We start from the raw sequence: 17,715 nt of genomic DNA on the forward strand, positions 1-17,715 counted from the left end.
GTGCTTATTTCTTCTTGGGCACCGGCAGGCAGATCTTCACCAGCGGCAACCAGAAGAACACGAGGTTGAGCAGGGACAGCACGACGTTGAGCAGGATGAAGGCGCAGATCGTGATGATGGGAATCGAGAAGGAGCACAGCCAGCCGATGCCGATCTCGCTGACCGCCTTCGGCTTCTTCATGAAGTCCTCGGGCTTGTTGCGCATCAGCAGGTTGGCCAGTCCAGGCGGCACGTCGAAGGCGACGTTGGGCTTCATGGCGGCGAGGGACGCGCGGTCGAAAGCAGGCAGCGAGATGCGGGCCTGGGGCGTGCCGGTGGAGGCGAACCAGGGGGCCACGCGGTAGAGCGGCGTCATGTCGCTCCACACCAGGCGGGTCGGGCAGCCAGGCTCGCCGTGCACGCGCACGAAGGCGCGGATGGCGTAGAGGGCTTCGGCGTCGTCGAAGCGGCCCTCCAGCGTGCGGACCTCGGCGGCGCGGCCTTCGAGCACGGTCAGTGCCGCGTTGGTGAAGCGGTCCAGCCAGCCAGCGGGCACGGGGCCGAAGTCGTCGGGGATGTCAACGGCGCTGGCGCCCAGGTCCGTGACGACGCGCACGCAGGCTTGCAGGAAGCCGGACGCTCCGGCGGTGATGCGCTCCGTGGTGCCGAAGGTGGTCACGTTGCGGCCGATGAGCAATTCATCGAGCAGCAGCAGCAGGGCCGTGCCGCGGCCGTTGATGTCGAACTCCAAGGCGAGCTGGCGGACAAAGGCGACGAACTGCTCACGCATGGCGGCGCTGTCGCCGCTGTCAGGTTCGCTGGCGTCGACGGGCTCATTGCCGTCCAGCCAAGTGGCCTCGAAGGCGCCGCGTGGGTTCGGCAAGGGGCGAATGCTGGCTCGGGACAGATAGGGCGACAGATGGGCGATGAAGCTGTCGCGCGCGGTGGAGCTCGGGGCGCGGGCGGCGGCGTAGTCCACCGCGGCGTCGGCCGGCTTGCGTAGCGCCTCGCTGGTGGGCACGACGCCGTAGAGCAGGCTGCGTTTGGCGGCGTCGCAGACCGCGGGCATCAGCGCGTGCAGCGGGTTCACGGCCTCGGCCGGATGCACGGCGCGCAGGGCGGCCAGGCGAGCATCGACGCCGGGGTTGCCGGTGCGTGGCGCAGGGCGGCGGGCAGGGTCGGGGTCCGCATCAAAGGCGGCGGCGTTAGGCAGGGTGCGCCATCCGTCGGCCTGCCAGGCCTGCCAGTTGTGCGGGTCGGCCAGGGCTTGCGCGTTCAGGTCCTCGGGCCCGCTCCAGCGGCGCACGACAAACCCGCTGGATTCGATCTTCTTCGGGTCCAGCCGCGGCGAGCCGAAGATTTCGCAGTGCGTGTCGAACAGCACCAGGTTGAAGCGCCGGTGGATGGGTTGGAACAGCGCGCGCGGGGCGCCCTGGTCGGGCAGGCGGGCGATGGGTAGCGAGGCCGGCCAGCCGAAGCGGGGCCAGCCGGTGGACGTGATGGCATCGCTGAGTGCGGCGACGAAATCACCGGCCTCGATGTCGACAAGGACGGCCGGCGCATGCGGGTGCTGGCGCGACGGCCCACCCACGGCGACGGCGTGGTGGGGGTGGACGTCCATGACGGCTGCCATGTCAGTTCACCAAATATTGCCCGCGCCGGGCGTGTAGCTCGACGACACGACGGCGTTGGTGATCAGCGTGTCGCACTGGACGACGCCGCTGAACTTGGACATGCCAGCATCCACATTCACCATGCCGGCACTGACCTTGACGGTCGCCGCGTTGACGGTGACGGTGGCCGAAGCGGTGACGGTGATGCCGCTGCTCTCGAGCTTGATGCTGTTGCCGTTGGAGTCGACGAGCTCGCAGGAACCGGGGCCGTCCTTCAGCGTCAGCTTCTGGCCGCCCGGGGTTTCGAGGATGAGCTTTTCCTGGCCGTCCTGGTCGTCGAGGGTGACCTTCACGCCATTGCGCGAGCGCAGCACCTTCAGGAAGTTGTTGCCAGCGCCGTCCATGCTCTCGGGCGGCGAAGCGGCGCCATGCCACAGGCCGCCCAGCACGATGGGCATGCGTGCGTCGCCCTGCACGAAGGCCACGGCCACGAGGTCGCCGACGTCGGGCACCCACCAGGAGCCGCGGTTGTCGCCGGCGAAGGGAGCCACCAGCATGGCCCAGATCTCGGCGTCGCCGCTTTGCTCGTCCACGCCATGGACGCGCACCTTGACGCGGCCACGGTTGTCGGGGTCCTTGATGTCGGTCACGTCGGCCATGAAGACGCCGCCGCCCAGCCAGGCCGGGCCGAGGGCCGGTGGGTTGCCGGCGGGGGCGAAGGTGAAGGGGGCGCGGTCCATGTCAGTTGTCGGCGATGAAGGCCGACTGGGCGACAAACTCGGTCACATAGCCGCTCGTCGGATCGAAGCGGTGGCGCGCCTCGACCACGGCGTAGCAGTTGTCGAAGCGCCGGCCGACGCCGTGCAGGTTCACGCGGCTGCCCACGCGCAGGCCGGCATTGCCCTCGGTGCGGCCGTGCAGGCGCACGAACTGGCGGGCGCGCTGGTCGAATGCGGCGTCGGCGAGGGCCTGGGCTTCGGTGTCGTTGCGGCAGGGCAGGGCGCCGAGGTTTTCGCTGCGGTCGATGCCGATCTCGGTCAGCAGCGAGGCGCCCGTGCGGCCGCTTCCCGGACCGGGTTGAGCGCCGGTGCTGGTCTTGGTGAAGTCGCTGCCGGCGGCCGGGTCGAAGCCACGCGCCATGACCTCGGTGACCTGGCTGGACAGGTCGGCGATGACGCGCACCTCCTGCAGCTGGCTGTAGAGCGTCAGGTCCAGCGTGCCGCGGTCCATGTCGGCGCTGCTGCGTACCTGCAGCGTGCTGCCGACGACCTGCATCTCGCAATCGCAACGGCCCAGCAGGCGGCGCAAAAAGGACAGGTCGCTTTCGTTCAACTGCACCCACAGGCCAGTGCCGCCGGGCAGGCCGCTGGCGTCGACGGTGAGGCCGTGGTCGCCAGCAATGGCCCGCACGACGTCTTCCAGGCTCGAATCCACATGGCTCTTGCTGCGGCGCTTCATGCGGGCGGCGAAAAGCTTGTCCTCGGCCAGCACCAGCAGGCTCGGCGGTGCGCCGACGGAGCCGCTGGCTTCGATGGCGTGGATCTGGCCGTCGAAGATCTCGGTGGGGCCGGCGGTCTCGCCGGCATAGAGCTGCACGCGGGCACCGAGCTTGATGGGTCCGCCGGCGTCGAACACCAGGCCTAGGCTGCCGCCGACCATGCCCCAGTTGCCCATGCCGAGCGACAGGCTGCTCATGCCGCCCTCGGCCTCGGTGACGGAGAAGGTTCGCACGAGATCGTCCAGCGCGGGCAGGGCCTGACCGTCCACGCGCAGCGTCGGCCGCGCGCTGTAGGCGGTGCGCGAGGAGACGGGGCGTTCGCTGGTTTCGGGAGGCATGACCGGTGTGTCCTAGTCAGCCAGCTGGCGCGCGCGGCGCTCGATGGCGACGCTGAGCTGCTGGTCCAGCATGTGGGCGAATTCGGGCGTCCAGGCCGGCGTGGGCGTGGCGTTGGCCGCACCCTGGGCGTCGCGTGATTGCTGGCCGGCGGTGGTTTCCGGCGGCGGAACGTCGACGACGAATTCATCGATGAAGACGGGCATGGCTTTTCTTCTCCTGCTCAGTCGTCGAAGCGCAGAGCGCGCGGGGCCTGGCCGACGTTGGCGCGCAGGCCGGCGGCACCCGCGGGCAGGGCGCGGCCGTCGATGCTGAAGCCGGCGCCGACGTCGGTGGCGAGTTGCTGGGCCGCTGGCGGCGGGGCAAGGCGGCCGGCGTCGAAGCGCAGCGTCGGCGCGGAGGCGGAGAGGCCAATGCCGGCACCCGCGCCGATTCCTGCGCCAATGCCGCCGACACCCGCACCGCCAGCAAACGAAACCGCCGCCTTGAGATCGACCTTGGCGCCCACGGCCAGCGTCGCGCCGGCCGAGAAGCGCAGGCTGACCTCGCCATTCATGCTGGCGATGGCGCGGGCGGCGCGCAGGTCACCACCCAGGCCGGCGATGCCGGCAGCACCACCCAGCCCGCCCGCCACTTCGAAGGCGCTGCTGCGCGCACGCGAGGCGTTGGCGGCAGACGGGTTGTCGCGCTCCAGAGCGCTGAACTCGTTGGGCTGCTCCTTCAGGGCCAGGGCCACGCTGGAGCGCAGCGGCACGCCCTCGGGTGAGAAGAAGTCCAGCGTCTCGCGATAGCTGTCCGAGATGCCGGTGAAGGTGAAGGTCCCCCATTCGAAGCGCAGCGTGGGCGGCGTGAAGGCGGCGCTGGACTCGGCGCTTTGCGTGCCGGTGGCGTCCGGCGAGCGCACGGCGGCGCGCAGGCGGCGGGTGATGGTGCGCACGTCTTCGCCGGTGTGGGTGGTGTCGAACAGCAGATCCAGGCCGAGCTTGGCGCTGGACTGCGTGGCCGTTTGCGTGGTGCTGCCGCTGCCGCTTTGCGGGCTGGTGGAGTTGGTGATCTCCACCTGCAGCGACACCGGGTTGAAGTGCACCTCCACGGTGTCGATGTCCTGGCCATTCCTTTGCAGAACGATCTTGGCCTTCACGACATTGGGAGCAGTCATGATGTCGAGTGCTCCAGTCCTTCGTGGACGATGTGCAGCTCTTCCACGCCCACGTCGGTGCCGCGGGCGTTGAGGTCGGCGGCCTTGAACTTGACGGGCATGGCGCGGCGCAGCGTCCAGCCCATGACACGCTCGCCAGTCGTGCTGCGGATCTCGATCTCGGCCTTGAGGCGGTTCACATAACCCCCCTGGCCCAGGAGCTCGAACCATTGCCAGAGGTCGCGCGAGCGGGTGATGCCGCGCTTGAGCACGACGGTGGCGAAATTGACGCCGCCGGGGCGCTGCACGCTGCCCCAGTTGCGGCCGCCTTCGCGGATGCTGCGCGGCTCCATGGTGGCTTCCAGTCCGGTCAGCTCGCTGAAGGCGCCCTGGCAGAGCGTGGCATCGTCGCCGCCGCTGCCGTCGACCGGGTCGCGGCTGAAGGCGACGTGGAAATTGAACACGCCGATTGGGGCGGCCGTGGCGTCAATGCTCATGCGGCCTCCGCCGTGTGGGCAAGCGGCTCGGCGTCCTGCCAGTTGACGCTGCCGTCCTCGGCCAGGGCGAGTTCGATGCGGATGTGCTCGATGGCGGCCTGGGGCGCGAACTGCACCAGCACGATGACACGGCCGGCGTCGAGATCGCTCTGGGTCATCACGCTGCGGTCGCAGCGCACCGTGAAGGCTTCGGCCGCGGTGCTGCCGCGCAGGGCGCCGGCCTGCCAGTAGCTGGCCAGCATGTCCTCGAAGCGGCTGCGCACCCGCGCCCACAGGGCTTCGCCGGAGGTCTCGAAGACGAGCGTCGCGCCGACCATGCGGGCCGTGCGCAGCAACTGGCCCAGCAGGCGCACGACGCCGGCGCTGCGCCATTCGCGCACGGCACTCAGCGACGGGTCGCTGAGCAGCCGGATGCCGTTGGCCGTGGGGCCGAAGAGGGCGAAGGTCTCGGCCAGCGGCCAGCCGCTGCGGCGGCTGTCGAGGTTGGACAGATAGCCGGCGAACTGGCCGCGCGGGGGCGAGCGCAGCTCCTCGTCGCGCGGCTGGGGCACGACGGCCAGCACGCCCATGGGCGCCTGGCCCGCCGCCGGCCGCACCGGGCCGTTGGCGAGTACCGAGGCGGCGATCAGCCCGGCCAGCGCGCCGTCGGGCGGGATCAGGCCTTCGGGCGTGCGCACCTCGCGCAGCGGCAGCAGCCAGGGCGTGGCGCACTCCACCATGCTGGTCTGCAGCGTGATGGCAGCACTGAGCTGGCGCGCGGCCTGGGTGTCGCGTGCGGCCAGCGGCGCGGCGACCAGCAGCATGACATCGCGGCGCTGGCGCGCGAGCGTGTTGCGCAGCCTCAGCACGTTGACGTTCCAGAGCTCGAAGGCCGCGTCGGACAGCCGCGGTGCCGCAAGTTGCCGCACGCCGTTGGTCGGCGGTGTGGCGAAGGTGGACGTGCCGCATTCGACAAAGACTTCGGGCACGACGGCAGCCACGCCTGGGTCGCCGGGGATGGGAGGCTGGTTCAGGTTGGCGTGCAGCTCGGGCAGGTCAGGCGCCAGTACGAAGCTGACGTCCTCCAGCGTCCAGGCCTGCTGCATGGCGACGTCCAGCGCGTCGAACAGCGTCACGGCGGGTGTCGAGCCCAGCGGCCAAGGCAGACCCAGGCAGAGCACATAGGCCTTGCGCCCGCCGTTGGCGAAGAAGTCGCGCACCGCCAGGCCCAGCCAGTCGTCGGCGAGTTCGCTGCGGCCCTGCACGGCGCGGGCATGCCAGTCGAACAGGTTGTCGAAGGCGTCCCAGGTGTCGATGGGCGCCGGCATGCCGAGCAGGGTCTCGCGCACGGCGGCGTCCTTGAAGCCCCTGGCGTTGAGCCAGTCCGACACCGTCCGCGGCAGCGCCACGCCGGCGCGGCGCGTCGTCCAGCCCACGAACAGCGCGATGTCGGCGCGGGCCGGATGCGGGCGCTCGACAGGGCGGGTCGACTCGAAGCTCAGTCCGTACATGGAAGCGGCCCGCTCACGCGGCCTCGATCTCCAGGCCTTCAGACGACAGCACCAGCTCTTCCATGGCGACGTCGCCGCCGCCCTTGGCCGCCAGCGTCGGGCCGGTGTACTTGAGCGGGATGGCGTTGCGCAGCAGCCAGACCTGCACCGGGTTGCGGGCCTCGTCGAGCAGGGTGATGGAGATGTTCTTCTGCGCGTTGACGCCGGTGGTGCGGGTCTCCTTCACCCAGTCCCACAGGGACTTGGAGCTGATGATGCCGCGCTTGAGCGTCACGTCGCCGACCTTGTGGACGCCGGGGATCTTGCGCACATGGTTCTCGGCGTCGTTGCCGTAGCGGTACTCGGCCACGGTGATTTCCGAGCCGAGGCCGGAGACGTCGGAGAAGCCGCCGAAGGCTTCCGCGCCGTCGAAGTTGACGAGGAAGTTGAAGGCGCCGTAGGGGACTTTGCGTGCCATGGAAGTGCTCCTGCTGCTGGTCAATCACGCGAGTCGGCGGTCTTCTGGCCGATGCGGAAGATCACGAACTCGGCCGGCTTGAGCGCCGCGACGCCGATCTGGCAGACCAGGCGGCCGTTGTCCAGGTCGTTCTGCGTCATCGTCGAGCGGTCGCAGCGCACGAAATAGGCCTCCTCGGCCTTGCCGCCCAGCAGGGCGCCATTGCGCCACTCGTTGTAGAGGAACTGCGCGATGGTTTCGCGGATGTTGGCCCACAGGCGCTCTCCATTGGGCTCGAACACGGCCCACTGGGTGCTGCGGTCGATGGAGGCTTCCAGGTAGTTGAAGTAACGCCGCACATTGACGTATTTCCATTCGGGGTCGCTGCTGGCCGTGCGCGCGCCCCAGACGCGGTAGCCGCGGCCCGGGAAGTAGCGCAGGCAGTTGACGCCGAGCGGGTTGAGCACTTCCTGCTCGCCGAAGCTCACATCACGCTCGAAGCGCAGCGCGCCGCGCACGACCTCGTTGGCCGGTGCCTTGAAGACGCCGCGCTCGATATCGTTGCGCGCATAGATGCCGCAGACGAAGCCCGACGGCGGCAGGGCGATCTCGCGCGGGATGTCGTCGCGGCCCGGCCGGGCATTGGGGTTGGCGATGACGACCCAGGGGTAGTACATCGCGGCGTATTTGCTGTCGATGGTGGCGCGGGCTTCGCGCGCGGCACCGGCGTTGAGGCCGGTGTTGGTGTCGAGCACGGCGATGCGGTACATGCGCCGGCCTTCGGCGTGGGTGATCAGCGAGTTGCGGATGGCGTCGCGCGCGGCATAGGCGCTGGAGCCGGGGGCAGCGACGATGGCGATGTCGTCGAGTTTGGCCAGGGCGGCGAAGGCGCCGATGTAGCTGGCGTCCATGGGCTCGGCGCCGTCGTTGCCGCCGATCAACGCGAAGGAGCCGCGGCGGCCGGTGGCGTTGGCGGCGGTCGGGAACAAGGCGGCGAGCAGCTGGAAGGCGTTGACGGCGCTGCCGAGGTTGGCGGCGTAGAGGTTCTCGATCTGGTCGACGCGGCGGTTGGGTTGCGGCGGCATCACGGTGCCGAGCCAGCGTGGGTGACCGCGGTCGTAGCCGAGGTCGTCGATGGCCAGGCTGCCGCCATCGGCGTCGGTCGCAATGACGGCCAGCGTGATCAGCGAGACGGAGGCGAGCAAGGCTGCCGCGGCGTCGCGCTGGGCCTGGTTGCCGGCGGCGGCGATGGCGGCCTGGGCGGCAGCGTCGGGTGCGGTGACGGCACCATCGCCGGCGTCGGTCAGCGCATGCCAGCCATCGGCACGCTTGACGAAGTAGCTGTGGGGCGCGGCCACACCGCTGCGGGCCAGCGAGCCCAGGGGCGTGCTGTCCAGCACGCGCTGCGGGGCGGGCGCGATGATTTCCCGCGTCTGGATGCCGCGCAGCTGGGGCTGCTCACGGGTGGGCACGGCGCCGTTGCCACTGGCGCCCGGGAAGCGGGCGACGAAGCGGATGCGGTTGGTGTCGTCCTCCGCCGCCAGTACCGCGGGCGCGACGGCGGCGGGGCGCAGGTCGGCCGTGCTTGCCAGGCCGGAGTCGTTGGCGCCGCGCGCCAGGAACACGCGCGCCACATAGAGCCGCGAACCGCCCTCGTTGAAATAGGCCCGCACGGCATGCGCCAGGAAGTTGATCGCGTCGGCCTGCAGGTCGAGATTGGCCGTGCCGCCGTAGATGCGCTCGAAGTCGGCGAAGCTGGTCAGGATCTCGGGCAGCAGCTCGGCCGTGGCGATGGGGCCCTTGCGCGTGGGGCCGGCGAAGGCCGTGGTGCTCGTGCCCACGCCTTCGATGGACTTGGCTCGAAAGCTGGTTTCTTCCACGTACACGCCTGGGGCGAGGTATTCGGGCATGGTGTGCCTCCTTCAATCGGTCAAGCAGGGCTCAGGGGAGCGTCAGGTTCATCACTTCGATGCGGCCGCTGGCGAGGTTGCGCGGCACGATGAGTCGAGAGAGACCGGCGCCCAGGGGGCGGTCGGCCAGCAGGTCGGGGTCGACGAGGGCGCCGGGCGCCAGCGTGGTGTCGGCGCTGACGACGATGTCGACGGCGATCTCGGTCTCGACCACCAGTTCCTCGGCGCCGGGCGTGATCTGCGCCACGCCGACGACGGCCACCAGCGCCTCGCCGCGCACGTCCGTCATGCCGCGACCGAGCACGGCCTCGTTGCCGCTGCGGTGCACGCGGATGGCCGCCTGCGCCGCGGGCGCGCCGTTGCGCCGCACGCTCAGGCGCAGGGCGGCCCAGGTGGGGAGGAGGGCGGTGGCGGTGGTGGGGTCGAGGGTGATGGTGGCGGCTTCGAACAGCGGAGCCGTTTCAGCCGGTGCAGCTGGGAGTGGCGAACGGGGCAATGCCAACGTGAAACGACGCGGCAGATAGCGGCCGGCGGGGTCGCTCACCGTGCCAGGCAGTGACAGTGCCGGGGCGGGCGGGATGGGGTCGAAGGCGTTTTCATAGTCGCGCCGGGCGTCGAAATTGGCGGCATCGTCCAGAGCCGTGACGACGAAGAAACCGCTGCGGTTGCGCTGCAGCCGGGCGCCGGGCAGGTCGACGCGCAGCGGGCTGTCGATGGTGTGGCCCGACATGGCATCGACGAAGCGCAGCGCGCCCCAGACGCGGCGCACGTCGGTCTCGATGCTGTGGAAAACCACGCTCATGCCGGCACGCCTCCATAGTCGAAGCGCCGCGCCACGACGGGCAGGGCGTCCGGCGCCTCGACGTCGAGCTGCACGATGCGGGCCACATACGGCGCGCTCAGCCGGTAGCTGGGCGTGATGGCGTCCCAGATGCGCATCATGTCCTCCACCGTGATCTCGGCAGGGATCAGCTGCACGACCTCCTCGGCCGACCAGCCGCCGTTGCTGGACAGCGTGGACGCGTCGAGGATGGGCTCGCGGTGCAGCTCGCGCAGCACCCAGGCAAACGCGGCCAGCTCCAGCGCGGTGTTGGCCGACCAGATGGACAGCAGCAGGTGCACGTCCAGCGACAACGGCCGGTTGGACAGGCCCGGTGTGCGGCGTGCATCGCTCGCACTCAGGTTGCGCATCTGCTCGTTGACAGTGACGCGATAGGGCCAGACCGATAGCACCGCGCCCTGCACGTTGAGGTCCGCCAGCAGGCCACCGCTGCCGATGGCCTGGAAGCTCATGTCGCCATGCCGCGCGCGCAGTTCGGGCGTCCAGGCGTTGTCCAGCCTTCGGGCCAGCGACTCGGCCAGGGAGAGGAGGGCGGATTCGTTGGCCATGTCAGAACGTGGAGTCCTGCGCGACGATGCCGTTGCCGACCGGGACCACCGGGCCGTACTCCGCCTCGTAGCGCTGCATCGCTTCTGACAGCAACTGCAGCAGGGCCATGGCATAGGACGGCGTCATCACCACGCGCGTGGGCATCCCATGCGTCAGCGCCTCGCCCTCGTAGGCCTGGGCCATGCGCAACAGCACTTCGCTGCGACTGAAGCCGACCTCGAACTGGTTGGCATAGTGATAGCCGGCCGATGAGGCGGCGACCGGGCAACCCTCGGCGGCCCAGTCACGTCGAACGTCGGTTGGCGACTTCATGCGCTGTATTGCGCAAGTGGCGTGCCATGCTCGGCGGTGGCCGCCGCCCCTTATGAATCAAGGAGTTGCGTGTTCGGCCGTGAACGATGTCACATGAGCGATGTGACGTTGCGCTACGAAAACCTCAGCGGATCAAGCACTTGCGGTGTCACAGCGGCGTGTTACGGCGCACGTGCATTGCGGACCGGCTCCGGCGCGATGTGGAACTGCTTCATCTTGCGATACAGGGTCATGCGGGACCAGTGCAACATCTCGGCGGCTCGGGTGCGGTTCCATTCGCAACGCTCGAGGGCTTCGATCACGCGGCTCGATTCATCGTTGACCAACGACGCCGCGCCGGACAGTGGCAGTTCATCGGGCTCCAGCGGCCGGCCGTCGAACACCAGCCCGGCGGCCTCGACCAGGTTGCGCAGTTCGCGGGCATTGCCCGGCCAGCCGTGCTGCTGCATCAGCAGCATGGCCGAAGCCGTCACGCGCACCGGGCCTGCGCTGCCGCCGTCATCCAGTTGACCCGCGAAGTGCTCGAACAAGGGCGCCACATCTTCGGGGCGCTGCCTCAGTGGCAGCAACTCGATGCGGGCCACGTTGAGCCGGTAGAACAGGTCCGCCCGGAATGAGCCCCTGCGCACGGCCTGTTCCAGCGCGCAATGCGTCGCCGCGACGATGCGCACGTCCACATGGCGGCTGCGCAGCGCGCCGATGGGAAACACTTCGCGCGTCTCGAGCACGCGCAGCAGCTTGGCCTGGGCATGCAGCGGCATGTCCCCGATCTCGTCGAGGAAGAGCGTGCCGCCGCTGGCCAGCGAAATCTTGCCGGGATAAGCCGCATGGGCGCCGGTGAAGGCGCCGCGCTCGTAGCCGAAGAGTTCGCTGTCGAGCAGCGTGTCCGGCAGCGCCGCGCAATTGATGCTGACCATGGGCCCGCTGCGGCGCTCGCCGAGTTCGTGCAGGGCGCGGGCCACGCAGTCCTTGCCCGTGCCCGTTTCGCCGGTGACCAGCACGCTGCATTGGGACCGCGCCAGCATCGGGAGCCGCATGCGCAATGCGCTGAGCGAGGCGCTGGGGCCGACGATGCTGGCCAAGGCGTCCTTCGGTTGCTGCACCGGCCGGCGGTTTTCCGACACCCGAGCAGGCAACTGCTTTGGCACGCTTGCTGGAGTCATGGTTGCGCCTTCCTATGCTGCCCGCCGCCTGGCGATGCTGCGTTGGCTTGCAGATCCGGGCTTGATGCAGCGAAGCAGGTTGTACGGCCTCAACCCAGCAAGGTCATCCTTAACCGCGCGGAAAAGCTGTCCGAAACATCTGCCTGTCCCAGTCGTCAAAACTTTCGTTTTGGAATCAATAACTTCTGAAGGAGGAGAGGGTGTTTCTTGACGCCGCGTGGTGACAACAAATACTGCCTGGAACTGGCAGCGACAACAAATACCGACTCGGCCGGGGCAGGGTGTTCAACACCGATTGATTGATCAGGAACTTCATAGTCCGCGCTGAGGCGAGGATTCGCAATCTCTCATCGTGGGATGTCTGCCGTAGAGATCCTCAATGGGTATGAGACATATTTGTGGCGATGGGGCGATGAGGAGTGTGCATCCAAGCTCGGTGGGCATGCTCAGCAGCCGATGAAGGGGGCAACTACCTACCGAGAGGCGCAGATGTCGCCATTTCCTTATGTGCGTTGTCGCACGGAGGCTAACGAACAAACCGAACAGACTGGACTCCCAACGGGAGCCGATGTCATGCCCCTGAACGAACAGGATGTCATGGATTGCTCGCGCAGTGCTGCTTCGGCTGACTCCATTCCCGTTCAAATCGACAGGGAGAGACCATGTCAGCAAGACTCTCTTGCGCCCATCTGGGTGACCATGCCGTAGGGTCCTTCATGCAGCGCGCGCGGTGCCATGCGCGTCAGATCTTGATGCGGAAGGCCTTGTGAGAGTCGCGCGAACGGAGGCCGCACCGGGCAAGGCATCGACCGGCGTGGGTGGCTTCGATGACATCACCGGCGGCGGATTGCCGATCGGTCGCACAACCTTGCTGGTCGGCGGGCCTGGCTCAGGCAAAACGATTTTCGCGCTGCAATTCCTTGCGCACGGCGCGCAGGCCTGCAAGGAGTCTGGAATCTTTGTCGCGTTCGAGGAGCACATCGAGCGCATCGTCGCCAACGCGGGCAGCTTCGGCTGGAATCTGCCCGAGCTTCAGCGCAAGCGGCTGTTCTTCATGAATGCCCAGCCGCTGCCCGATCTGGTGCAGTCCGGCGATTTCGACCTGAGCGGTATGTTGGCGGTTCTTGGGGCCAAGGCCGACGAAATGAAGGCGCGTCGCATCGTCTTCGATGCCCTCGACATCGTGCTGGCATTGCTGCCCGACGCGGCGGCCAAGCGGCGCGAGATCTACCGGCTGCATGAGTGGCTGCTGGCGCGCCAGTTGACTGGCCTGATCACCGCCAAAGCCGGCGGCGATGACAGCAGTCACAGCAACTCGAGCGGCCCGCAACCGTTCGGCCTGATGCAGTTCATGGTCGACTGCGCGGTGATCCTCAATCACGATGTCGTTCAAGGTGTGTCGCAGCGAAATCTGCGGGTGCAGAAGTACCGCGGCTCGCGCTTCGACGAGGACGAGTCGCCGTTCGTGATCGGCAATGGTGGCTTCGAGGTCGCCGTCGCGCGGGCGCAGGATCGCGGTGACGTGAAAGTCAGCAGCGAGCGCGTATCCAGCGGCGTCGCGCGTCTGGACACGATGCTGGGCGGCGGCTACTACCGTGGCGCCAGCGTGCTGATCACCGGCTTCTCGGGCACCGCAAAGACGACGCTGAGCGGCGCATTCGCCGAGGCTGCCTGCGGGCGCGGCGAACGCACATTGTTCGTCAGCTTCGATTCGGATGGCTCCGAGGTGGCGCGCAACTTGGCATCGGTGGGCATCCGCCTCGACCGATACAAGAAAAGCGGTCTGCTGCGCATGGTCTCGGCCCGCTCCATCGCTGGCAGCGCGGAGACCTATCTGATGCGCATCAAGACGCTGACGGCCGAACACAAGGCTCGCTGCCTGGTCATCGATCCGGTCTCCACATGGTCGGAATCGGGCAACTACCTGACCGCCCACAGCGTGGCCGAACGGTTGATCGATTGGTCGAAATCTGAAGGCATCACCTTGATCTGCACCCGTTTGCTGGGCGAGATGTCCAGTCTGGCCGAGGGCGGTTCACCGCTGCAGATCTCGGCGGTGGCGGACACCTGGATCCATCTCGACTACCTGGTGCAGGCGGGCGAGCGCAATCGTGGCCTGTCCATCATCAAATCACGCGGCACGGCGCATTCGAACCAGGTGCGCGAGTTGATCCTCAGCGACTCCGGCGTGACCCTGACCGATACCTACACCGCCGGCGGCGAAGTCCTGATGGGCACGCTGCGCTGGGAAAAGGAACGCGCCGAGCGTTCGTCGACCGACGCCGCCGAGGTCGCCCGCAAACTCAAGCGCGTCAGGCTGGATGCCGAAGAGGCCGAGCTGGAGGTGCGAGTGAAATCGCTGCAGACCGAGCTGGTTGCAAAGCAGGTCGAAAAGGCCTTGCTGGCCAGCGCCACCGAAAGCAGCGAGCGCGAACTGTCACGCGGCCATACCCGCATGCGCGAACTGCGCGGTGCCGATGCCGCAAAACCGGCAGCCAAGGCTGTCACGAAAGCGAGCACTCTATGAACCGCCGCAGCTTGTTCAAGTTCCGGCTCTACGTTGCCGGCGACGCGCTGAACTCGGCGCAGGCACTCGAAAATCTGTCGGCCCTATGCCGCGTTCATCTGCCCAAGCGGCATGAAATCGAGGTGGTCGACGTGTTCCGGGAACCCAAGCTGGCAATGGCGGCCGGCGTGCTGATGACGCCCACGCTGCTCAAGCTCTCGCCTTCGCCAACGCGCCGCATCGTCGGCACGCTCAGCCAGGCCCAGCCCTTGCTGCAGGCCCTGGGTTTGCCGGAAGGCGGCAGCCATGAAGCCGAATGAGCTACCGCCGGCTGACGATGTCAGCGAGGAGATCGCCAGGCTGATCGAATCTTTCCATGCGATCGAACAAAGGCTGGAGGAACTGACCGGGGGCGAGGTGGACACCGTGACTGACCAACTTGGTCGGACCTCCCTGCTGCGCCGCTCCCAGGAGCACTCACGCCACAACGAGGCGGTGAAGCAGGCCGCGATTCTCGATGCTCTGCCCGCCCATATCGCCGTTCTCGATGCACAGGGATCCATCGTTGCGGTGAATGAGGCGTGGCGCTGCTTCGCCACCGCGAACGCGCTGCAGGGGCCACGTTATGCGGTCGGTGTCAATTACCTGAAGGTGTGCGATGACGCGATAGGCGACGGAGGGAGCGAGGGGCCCATCGTCTCAGCGGGCATACGTGCGGTGCTGATGGAAGGAGCGAAGAGCTTTTCGATCGAGTACCCCTGTGACTCGACGACCGAGCAAAGGTGGTTTTTGCTGACAGTGACGCCGTTGGCCCAGCAGCGCCCGAATGGCGTGGTGGTCATGCACCTCAACATCACCGAGCAGAAGATCGGCGAAAGCAGGATCAGGCGCCTGAACCGCGTCTATGCGATGTTGAGTGGCATCAATGCGCTGATCGTGCGCGTGCGCGGTCACGACGAGTTGTTCCGCGAGGCGTGCCGGCTGGCGGTCGAGCTCGGCGCCTTCAAGATGGCCTGGATCGGCGTCATGGATCCCTTGACCCTGGAATGCAAGGCAGTCGCCTCGTACGGCAGCGAGCCAGGCAATGTCAACCCTATCCCGCCGAGTGCCCGCGTAGACGCACCGAGCAGCGACCGGCCGGCCTGCCGAGCGCTTCGGTCATCGCAGCCAGTGATCTGCAACGATATCGAGAGCGACCTGGCGATGGCGCCATTCCGCGCCGAGCTGCGGGGCCGGGGCTACCGATCATTTGGCTATTTCCCTTTGACGCTGCACGGGCAGCCATGGGCAGTCATGGCGCTGTTTTCGGGCGAAGCCGGCATATTCGATGCGCAGGAAATGCAGCTATTGCAGGCGCTGGCCGGCGATATCTCCTTCGCGCTTGACCATATCGAGAAACTGGAGCGGCTGGAGTACCTCGCCTATTTCGACGTGCTGACCGGATTGGCGAACCGCACGCTGTTCCTTGATCGGGTGACATGGCATCTGCTCGCCGCTATCGCCGGCGGCCACCCCATGGCCGTGTTCCTGTTCGATCTCGAACGCTTCAAGAATATCAACGACAGCCTGGGCCAGGTGACCGGCGACGAACTGTTGCGTCAGGTCGCCGCGTGGCTGGTTCAGCAAATGGGCGACGCTGGTCTGGTGGCACGCATCGGTTCGGACCGCTTCGCCGCGGTGCTGCCGCGTGTCACGCGCCTGGGCGGCGTACGGCAGCTGCTGGAGCAGACTTTGATGGCGTTCTTGAACCATTCCTTCCCGCTCAATGAGGCGGTGTTCCGCATCTCCGTCAAGGTGGGTGTCGCGGTGTTCCCGGACGACGGCGCCAGCGCCGAGAGCTTGTTCAAGAACGCCGAGGCGGCCTTAAAAAAGGCCAAATCCAGCGGTGACCGCTACCTGTTCTATACGCCGCAGATGACCGCCTCGGTAGCCAGCAAGCTGGCACTGGAGAACCAGCTGCGACAGGCGCTGGAGAACGAGGAATTCGTACTTCACTACCAACCCAAGGTCGATCTGCGCAGCGGCTTGCTGACTGGCGCCGAGGCCTTGATACGCTGGAATGACCCACGCACGGGTCTGGTACCGCCGACCCAGTTCATTCCGATCCTCGAAGAGACCGGTCTGATCTACGAGGTTGGGCGCTGGGCCCTGCGCAGTGCAGTCAGCGACTATCTGCGCTGGCGCCGCGACGGCTTTTCAGCCGTGCGTATCGCTGTCAATGTGTCGCCGCTGCAGCTGCGCAATCGCGACTTCATCGCCGAGGTTGAGCAAGCCATCAGCATCGACCCGCAGGCAGCGGCCGGCCTGGAGTTGGAGATCACAGAAAGCCTGATCATGGAGGACGTGCTGCATAGCATCAGCAGCCTGCGCGCGATCCGCGCGATGGGCGTTCGCGTCGCCATCGACGACTTTGGTACCGGATTTTCGTCGCTGAGCTATCTGTCCAAATTGCCGGTCGACACACTCAAGATCGACCGTTCCTTCGTCGTCGACATGACCACCAGCTCGGAAGGCCTGGCACTGGTCTCGACCATCATCACGCTCGCGCACTCTCTGAAGCTCAACGTGGTGGCCGAAGGCGTGGAGACCGAGGCGCAGCGGCGCTTGTTGCAGGAGCTGGTCTGCAATGAGATGCAGGGTTATCTGTTCAGCCGGCCACTGCCCTGCGATGCCTTCGAGGCGCTCTATCTTGATCCGCCAGCGGGCGGCGCAGATCGGCTCGATGCATGAATCCGGCACTTCAGACTCGTCATGATGGTTGCATTTCGGGTGAGCGACATGATCAACGCCCGCTGCGTCGCCGCTGTGACGAGGGCGCTGCGGAAAGTCGACCCACGCGCGGTGGTGCAGATCGACCTCCATGCCCATGTGGTCGAGATGGAAGCCCACAGCGCCACGGCCCGACGCTTCGCTCGCTGATATGAAGGACAGCCTTTTCTGCGCCACGCATCAGGAGCCAGGTCCGTGACGCCGCGTCGGCGCTTCGCCGCCGGCAGCGACGAAGCGAAGGCCGTCAGGGGTGCACGGGTTGATGCCGTGGATGATGCTTGGCAATCGCAGCACCGACTGCGCGTTTGAGCTTGTGCACCGCCCCGGCGATGGCCTGGTGCGCGTTGGCGGCGCTGTCGTTCACGACGATGGCCTCTTCGCCGCTGAGCCGTGCATCGAGCATGCAATGAATGTCGTCGGTTCCAGACTTGGCCCGGCTGTTCGCGTCGGACAGATGAACTTCGACGCGCGTGACGCGTTCGCCAAAGCGCCCGAGTGCGGCATTGACGACCGCGTCGAGATGGTCGGTCATCGCCGCGCTGCCGTCGGTGTTGGGGTCCGTGTGGAGCAAGATCTGCATGGAGTCCTTCAAAGTCGTGCGAAGCGTTTGTGCGGCCGGAGCGGTCAGCCCTAGTTTGTGCGGTGCGATCGTCCGGGTCCGTGCGCTGTCGCACGGTC

General features: G+C 67.3%; 18 protein-coding genes. 4 read left to right on the forward strand and 14 right to left on the reverse strand.

Features of this window, described 5'->3' with window-relative positions; genetic code table 11:
- Nucleotides 1–4 precede the first annotated feature (4 nt).
- From ACXJLH_RS01880 to ACXJLH_RS01940, 13 genes are all read right to left on the reverse strand, one after another.
- Nucleotides 5–1,600, reverse strand: coding sequence for a hypothetical protein (locus ACXJLH_RS01880; RefSeq protein ID WP_457442284.1), 1,596 nt, complete (start codon nucleotides 1,598–1,600; stop codon nucleotides 5–7).
- An 18-nt stretch (nucleotides 1,601–1,618) separates the two neighbouring features.
- Nucleotides 1,619–2,332 carry a phage baseplate assembly protein V gene (locus tag ACXJLH_RS01885; RefSeq protein WP_457442285.1) on the reverse strand — a complete coding sequence of 238 codons (714 nt, stop codon included), beginning with the start codon at nucleotides 2,330–2,332 and terminating at the stop codon, nucleotides 1,619–1,621.
- 1 nt (nucleotide 2,333) lies between these two features.
- Nucleotides 2,334–3,428 carry a phage late control D family protein gene (locus ACXJLH_RS01890; RefSeq protein WP_457442286.1) on the reverse strand — a complete coding sequence of 365 codons (1,095 nt, stop codon included), beginning with the start codon at nucleotides 3,426–3,428 and terminating at the stop codon, nucleotides 2,334–2,336.
- A 12-nt stretch (nucleotides 3,429–3,440) separates the two neighbouring features.
- Nucleotides 3,441–3,632, reverse strand: coding sequence for a hypothetical protein (locus ACXJLH_RS01895; protein ID WP_457442287.1), 192 nt, complete (start codon nucleotides 3,630–3,632; stop codon nucleotides 3,441–3,443).
- A gap of 17 nt (nucleotides 3,633–3,649) precedes the next feature.
- Nucleotides 3,650–4,585: a CIS tube protein gene (locus ACXJLH_RS01900; protein ID WP_457442288.1), complete on the reverse strand. Its 936-nt coding sequence runs from the start codon at nucleotides 4,583–4,585 to the stop codon at nucleotides 3,650–3,652.
- Nucleotides 4,582–5,061 (reverse strand): phage tail protein, encoded by a 480-nt coding sequence (locus ACXJLH_RS01905; protein ID WP_457442289.1) that lies wholly within the window; start codon nucleotides 5,059–5,061, stop codon nucleotides 4,582–4,584. Before ACXJLH_RS01905 ends, ACXJLH_RS01900 begins: the two co-directional genes overlap by 4 nt.
- Nucleotides 5,058–6,551, reverse strand: a complete 1,494-nt coding sequence (locus ACXJLH_RS01910; RefSeq protein WP_457442290.1) for a hypothetical protein — start codon at nucleotides 6,549–6,551, stop codon at nucleotides 5,058–5,060. The genes ACXJLH_RS01905 and ACXJLH_RS01910 overlap by 4 nt, the downstream gene beginning before the upstream one ends.
- 13 nt (nucleotides 6,552–6,564) lie before the next feature.
- Entirely contained in the window at nucleotides 6,565–7,008 is a 444-nt protein-coding gene (locus tag ACXJLH_RS01915; protein WP_056197049.1) for a phage tail protein, read from the reverse strand.
- Between the two features lie 20 nt (nucleotides 7,009–7,028).
- On the reverse strand, nucleotides 7,029–8,897 hold the full coding sequence (locus ACXJLH_RS01920) for a phage tail sheath family protein (RefSeq protein WP_457442291.1): 1,869 nt from the start codon (nucleotides 8,895–8,897) through the stop codon (nucleotides 7,029–7,031).
- Nucleotides 8,898–8,928: 31 nt separating this feature from the next.
- The gene (locus ACXJLH_RS01925; RefSeq protein ID WP_457442292.1) at nucleotides 8,929–9,699 is read right to left on the reverse strand and encodes a hypothetical protein; all 771 of its coding nucleotides are present in this window, start codon (nucleotides 9,697–9,699) and stop codon (nucleotides 8,929–8,931) included.
- The gene (locus tag ACXJLH_RS01930; RefSeq protein WP_056197052.1) at nucleotides 9,696–10,286 is read right to left on the reverse strand and encodes a DUF4255 domain-containing protein; all 591 of its coding nucleotides are present in this window, start codon (nucleotides 10,284–10,286) and stop codon (nucleotides 9,696–9,698) included. The genes ACXJLH_RS01925 and ACXJLH_RS01930 overlap by 4 nt, the downstream gene beginning before the upstream one ends.
- A gap of 1 nt (nucleotide 10,287) precedes the next feature.
- On the reverse strand, nucleotides 10,288–10,599 hold the full coding sequence (locus tag ACXJLH_RS01935) for a DUF3467 domain-containing protein (RefSeq protein ID WP_057299541.1): 312 nt from the start codon (nucleotides 10,597–10,599) through the stop codon (nucleotides 10,288–10,290).
- Nucleotides 10,600–10,760: 161 nt separating this feature from the next.
- Entirely contained in the window at nucleotides 10,761–11,762 is a 1,002-nt protein-coding gene (locus ACXJLH_RS01940) for a sigma-54 interaction domain-containing protein (RefSeq protein ID WP_457442293.1), read from the reverse strand.
- A gap of 766 nt (nucleotides 11,763–12,528) precedes the next feature.
- Here ACXJLH_RS01940 and kaiC point away from each other — a divergent pair.
- Genes kaiC through ACXJLH_RS01960 form a run of 4 tightly spaced genes read left to right on the forward strand, consistent with a single transcriptional unit; the run spans nucleotide 12,529 to nucleotide 17,187 of the window.
- Complete coding sequence (gene kaiC, locus ACXJLH_RS01945; RefSeq protein ID WP_162247781.1) at nucleotides 12,529–14,289, forward strand: circadian clock protein KaiC; 1,761 nt, start codon at nucleotides 12,529–12,531, stop codon at nucleotides 14,287–14,289.
- Nucleotides 14,286–14,588, forward strand: coding sequence for a circadian clock KaiB family protein (locus ACXJLH_RS01950; RefSeq protein WP_457442294.1), 303 nt, complete (start codon nucleotides 14,286–14,288; stop codon nucleotides 14,586–14,588). The genes kaiC and ACXJLH_RS01950 overlap by 4 nt, the downstream gene beginning before the upstream one ends.
- Nucleotides 14,575–16,998, forward strand: coding sequence for an EAL domain-containing protein (locus ACXJLH_RS01955; protein ID WP_457442295.1), 2,424 nt, complete (start codon nucleotides 14,575–14,577; stop codon nucleotides 16,996–16,998). Before ACXJLH_RS01950 ends, ACXJLH_RS01955 begins: the two co-directional genes overlap by 14 nt.
- A 21-nt stretch (nucleotides 16,999–17,019) precedes the next feature.
- Nucleotides 17,020–17,187, forward strand: a complete 168-nt coding sequence (locus tag ACXJLH_RS01960; protein WP_457442296.1) for a heavy-metal-associated domain-containing protein — start codon at nucleotides 17,020–17,022, stop codon at nucleotides 17,185–17,187.
- Nucleotides 17,188–17,281: 94 nt separating this feature from the next.
- On the opposite strand, the gene ACXJLH_RS01965 is transcribed toward ACXJLH_RS01960, so the two are convergent.
- Nucleotides 17,282–17,617, reverse strand: coding sequence for an HPF/RaiA family ribosome-associated protein (locus ACXJLH_RS01965; RefSeq protein WP_056197063.1), 336 nt, complete (start codon nucleotides 17,615–17,617; stop codon nucleotides 17,282–17,284).
- Nucleotides 17,618–17,715: the final 98 nt, after the last annotated feature.

The sequence above is a fragment of the Roseateles sp. P5_E4 genome, from assembly GCF_054049255.1.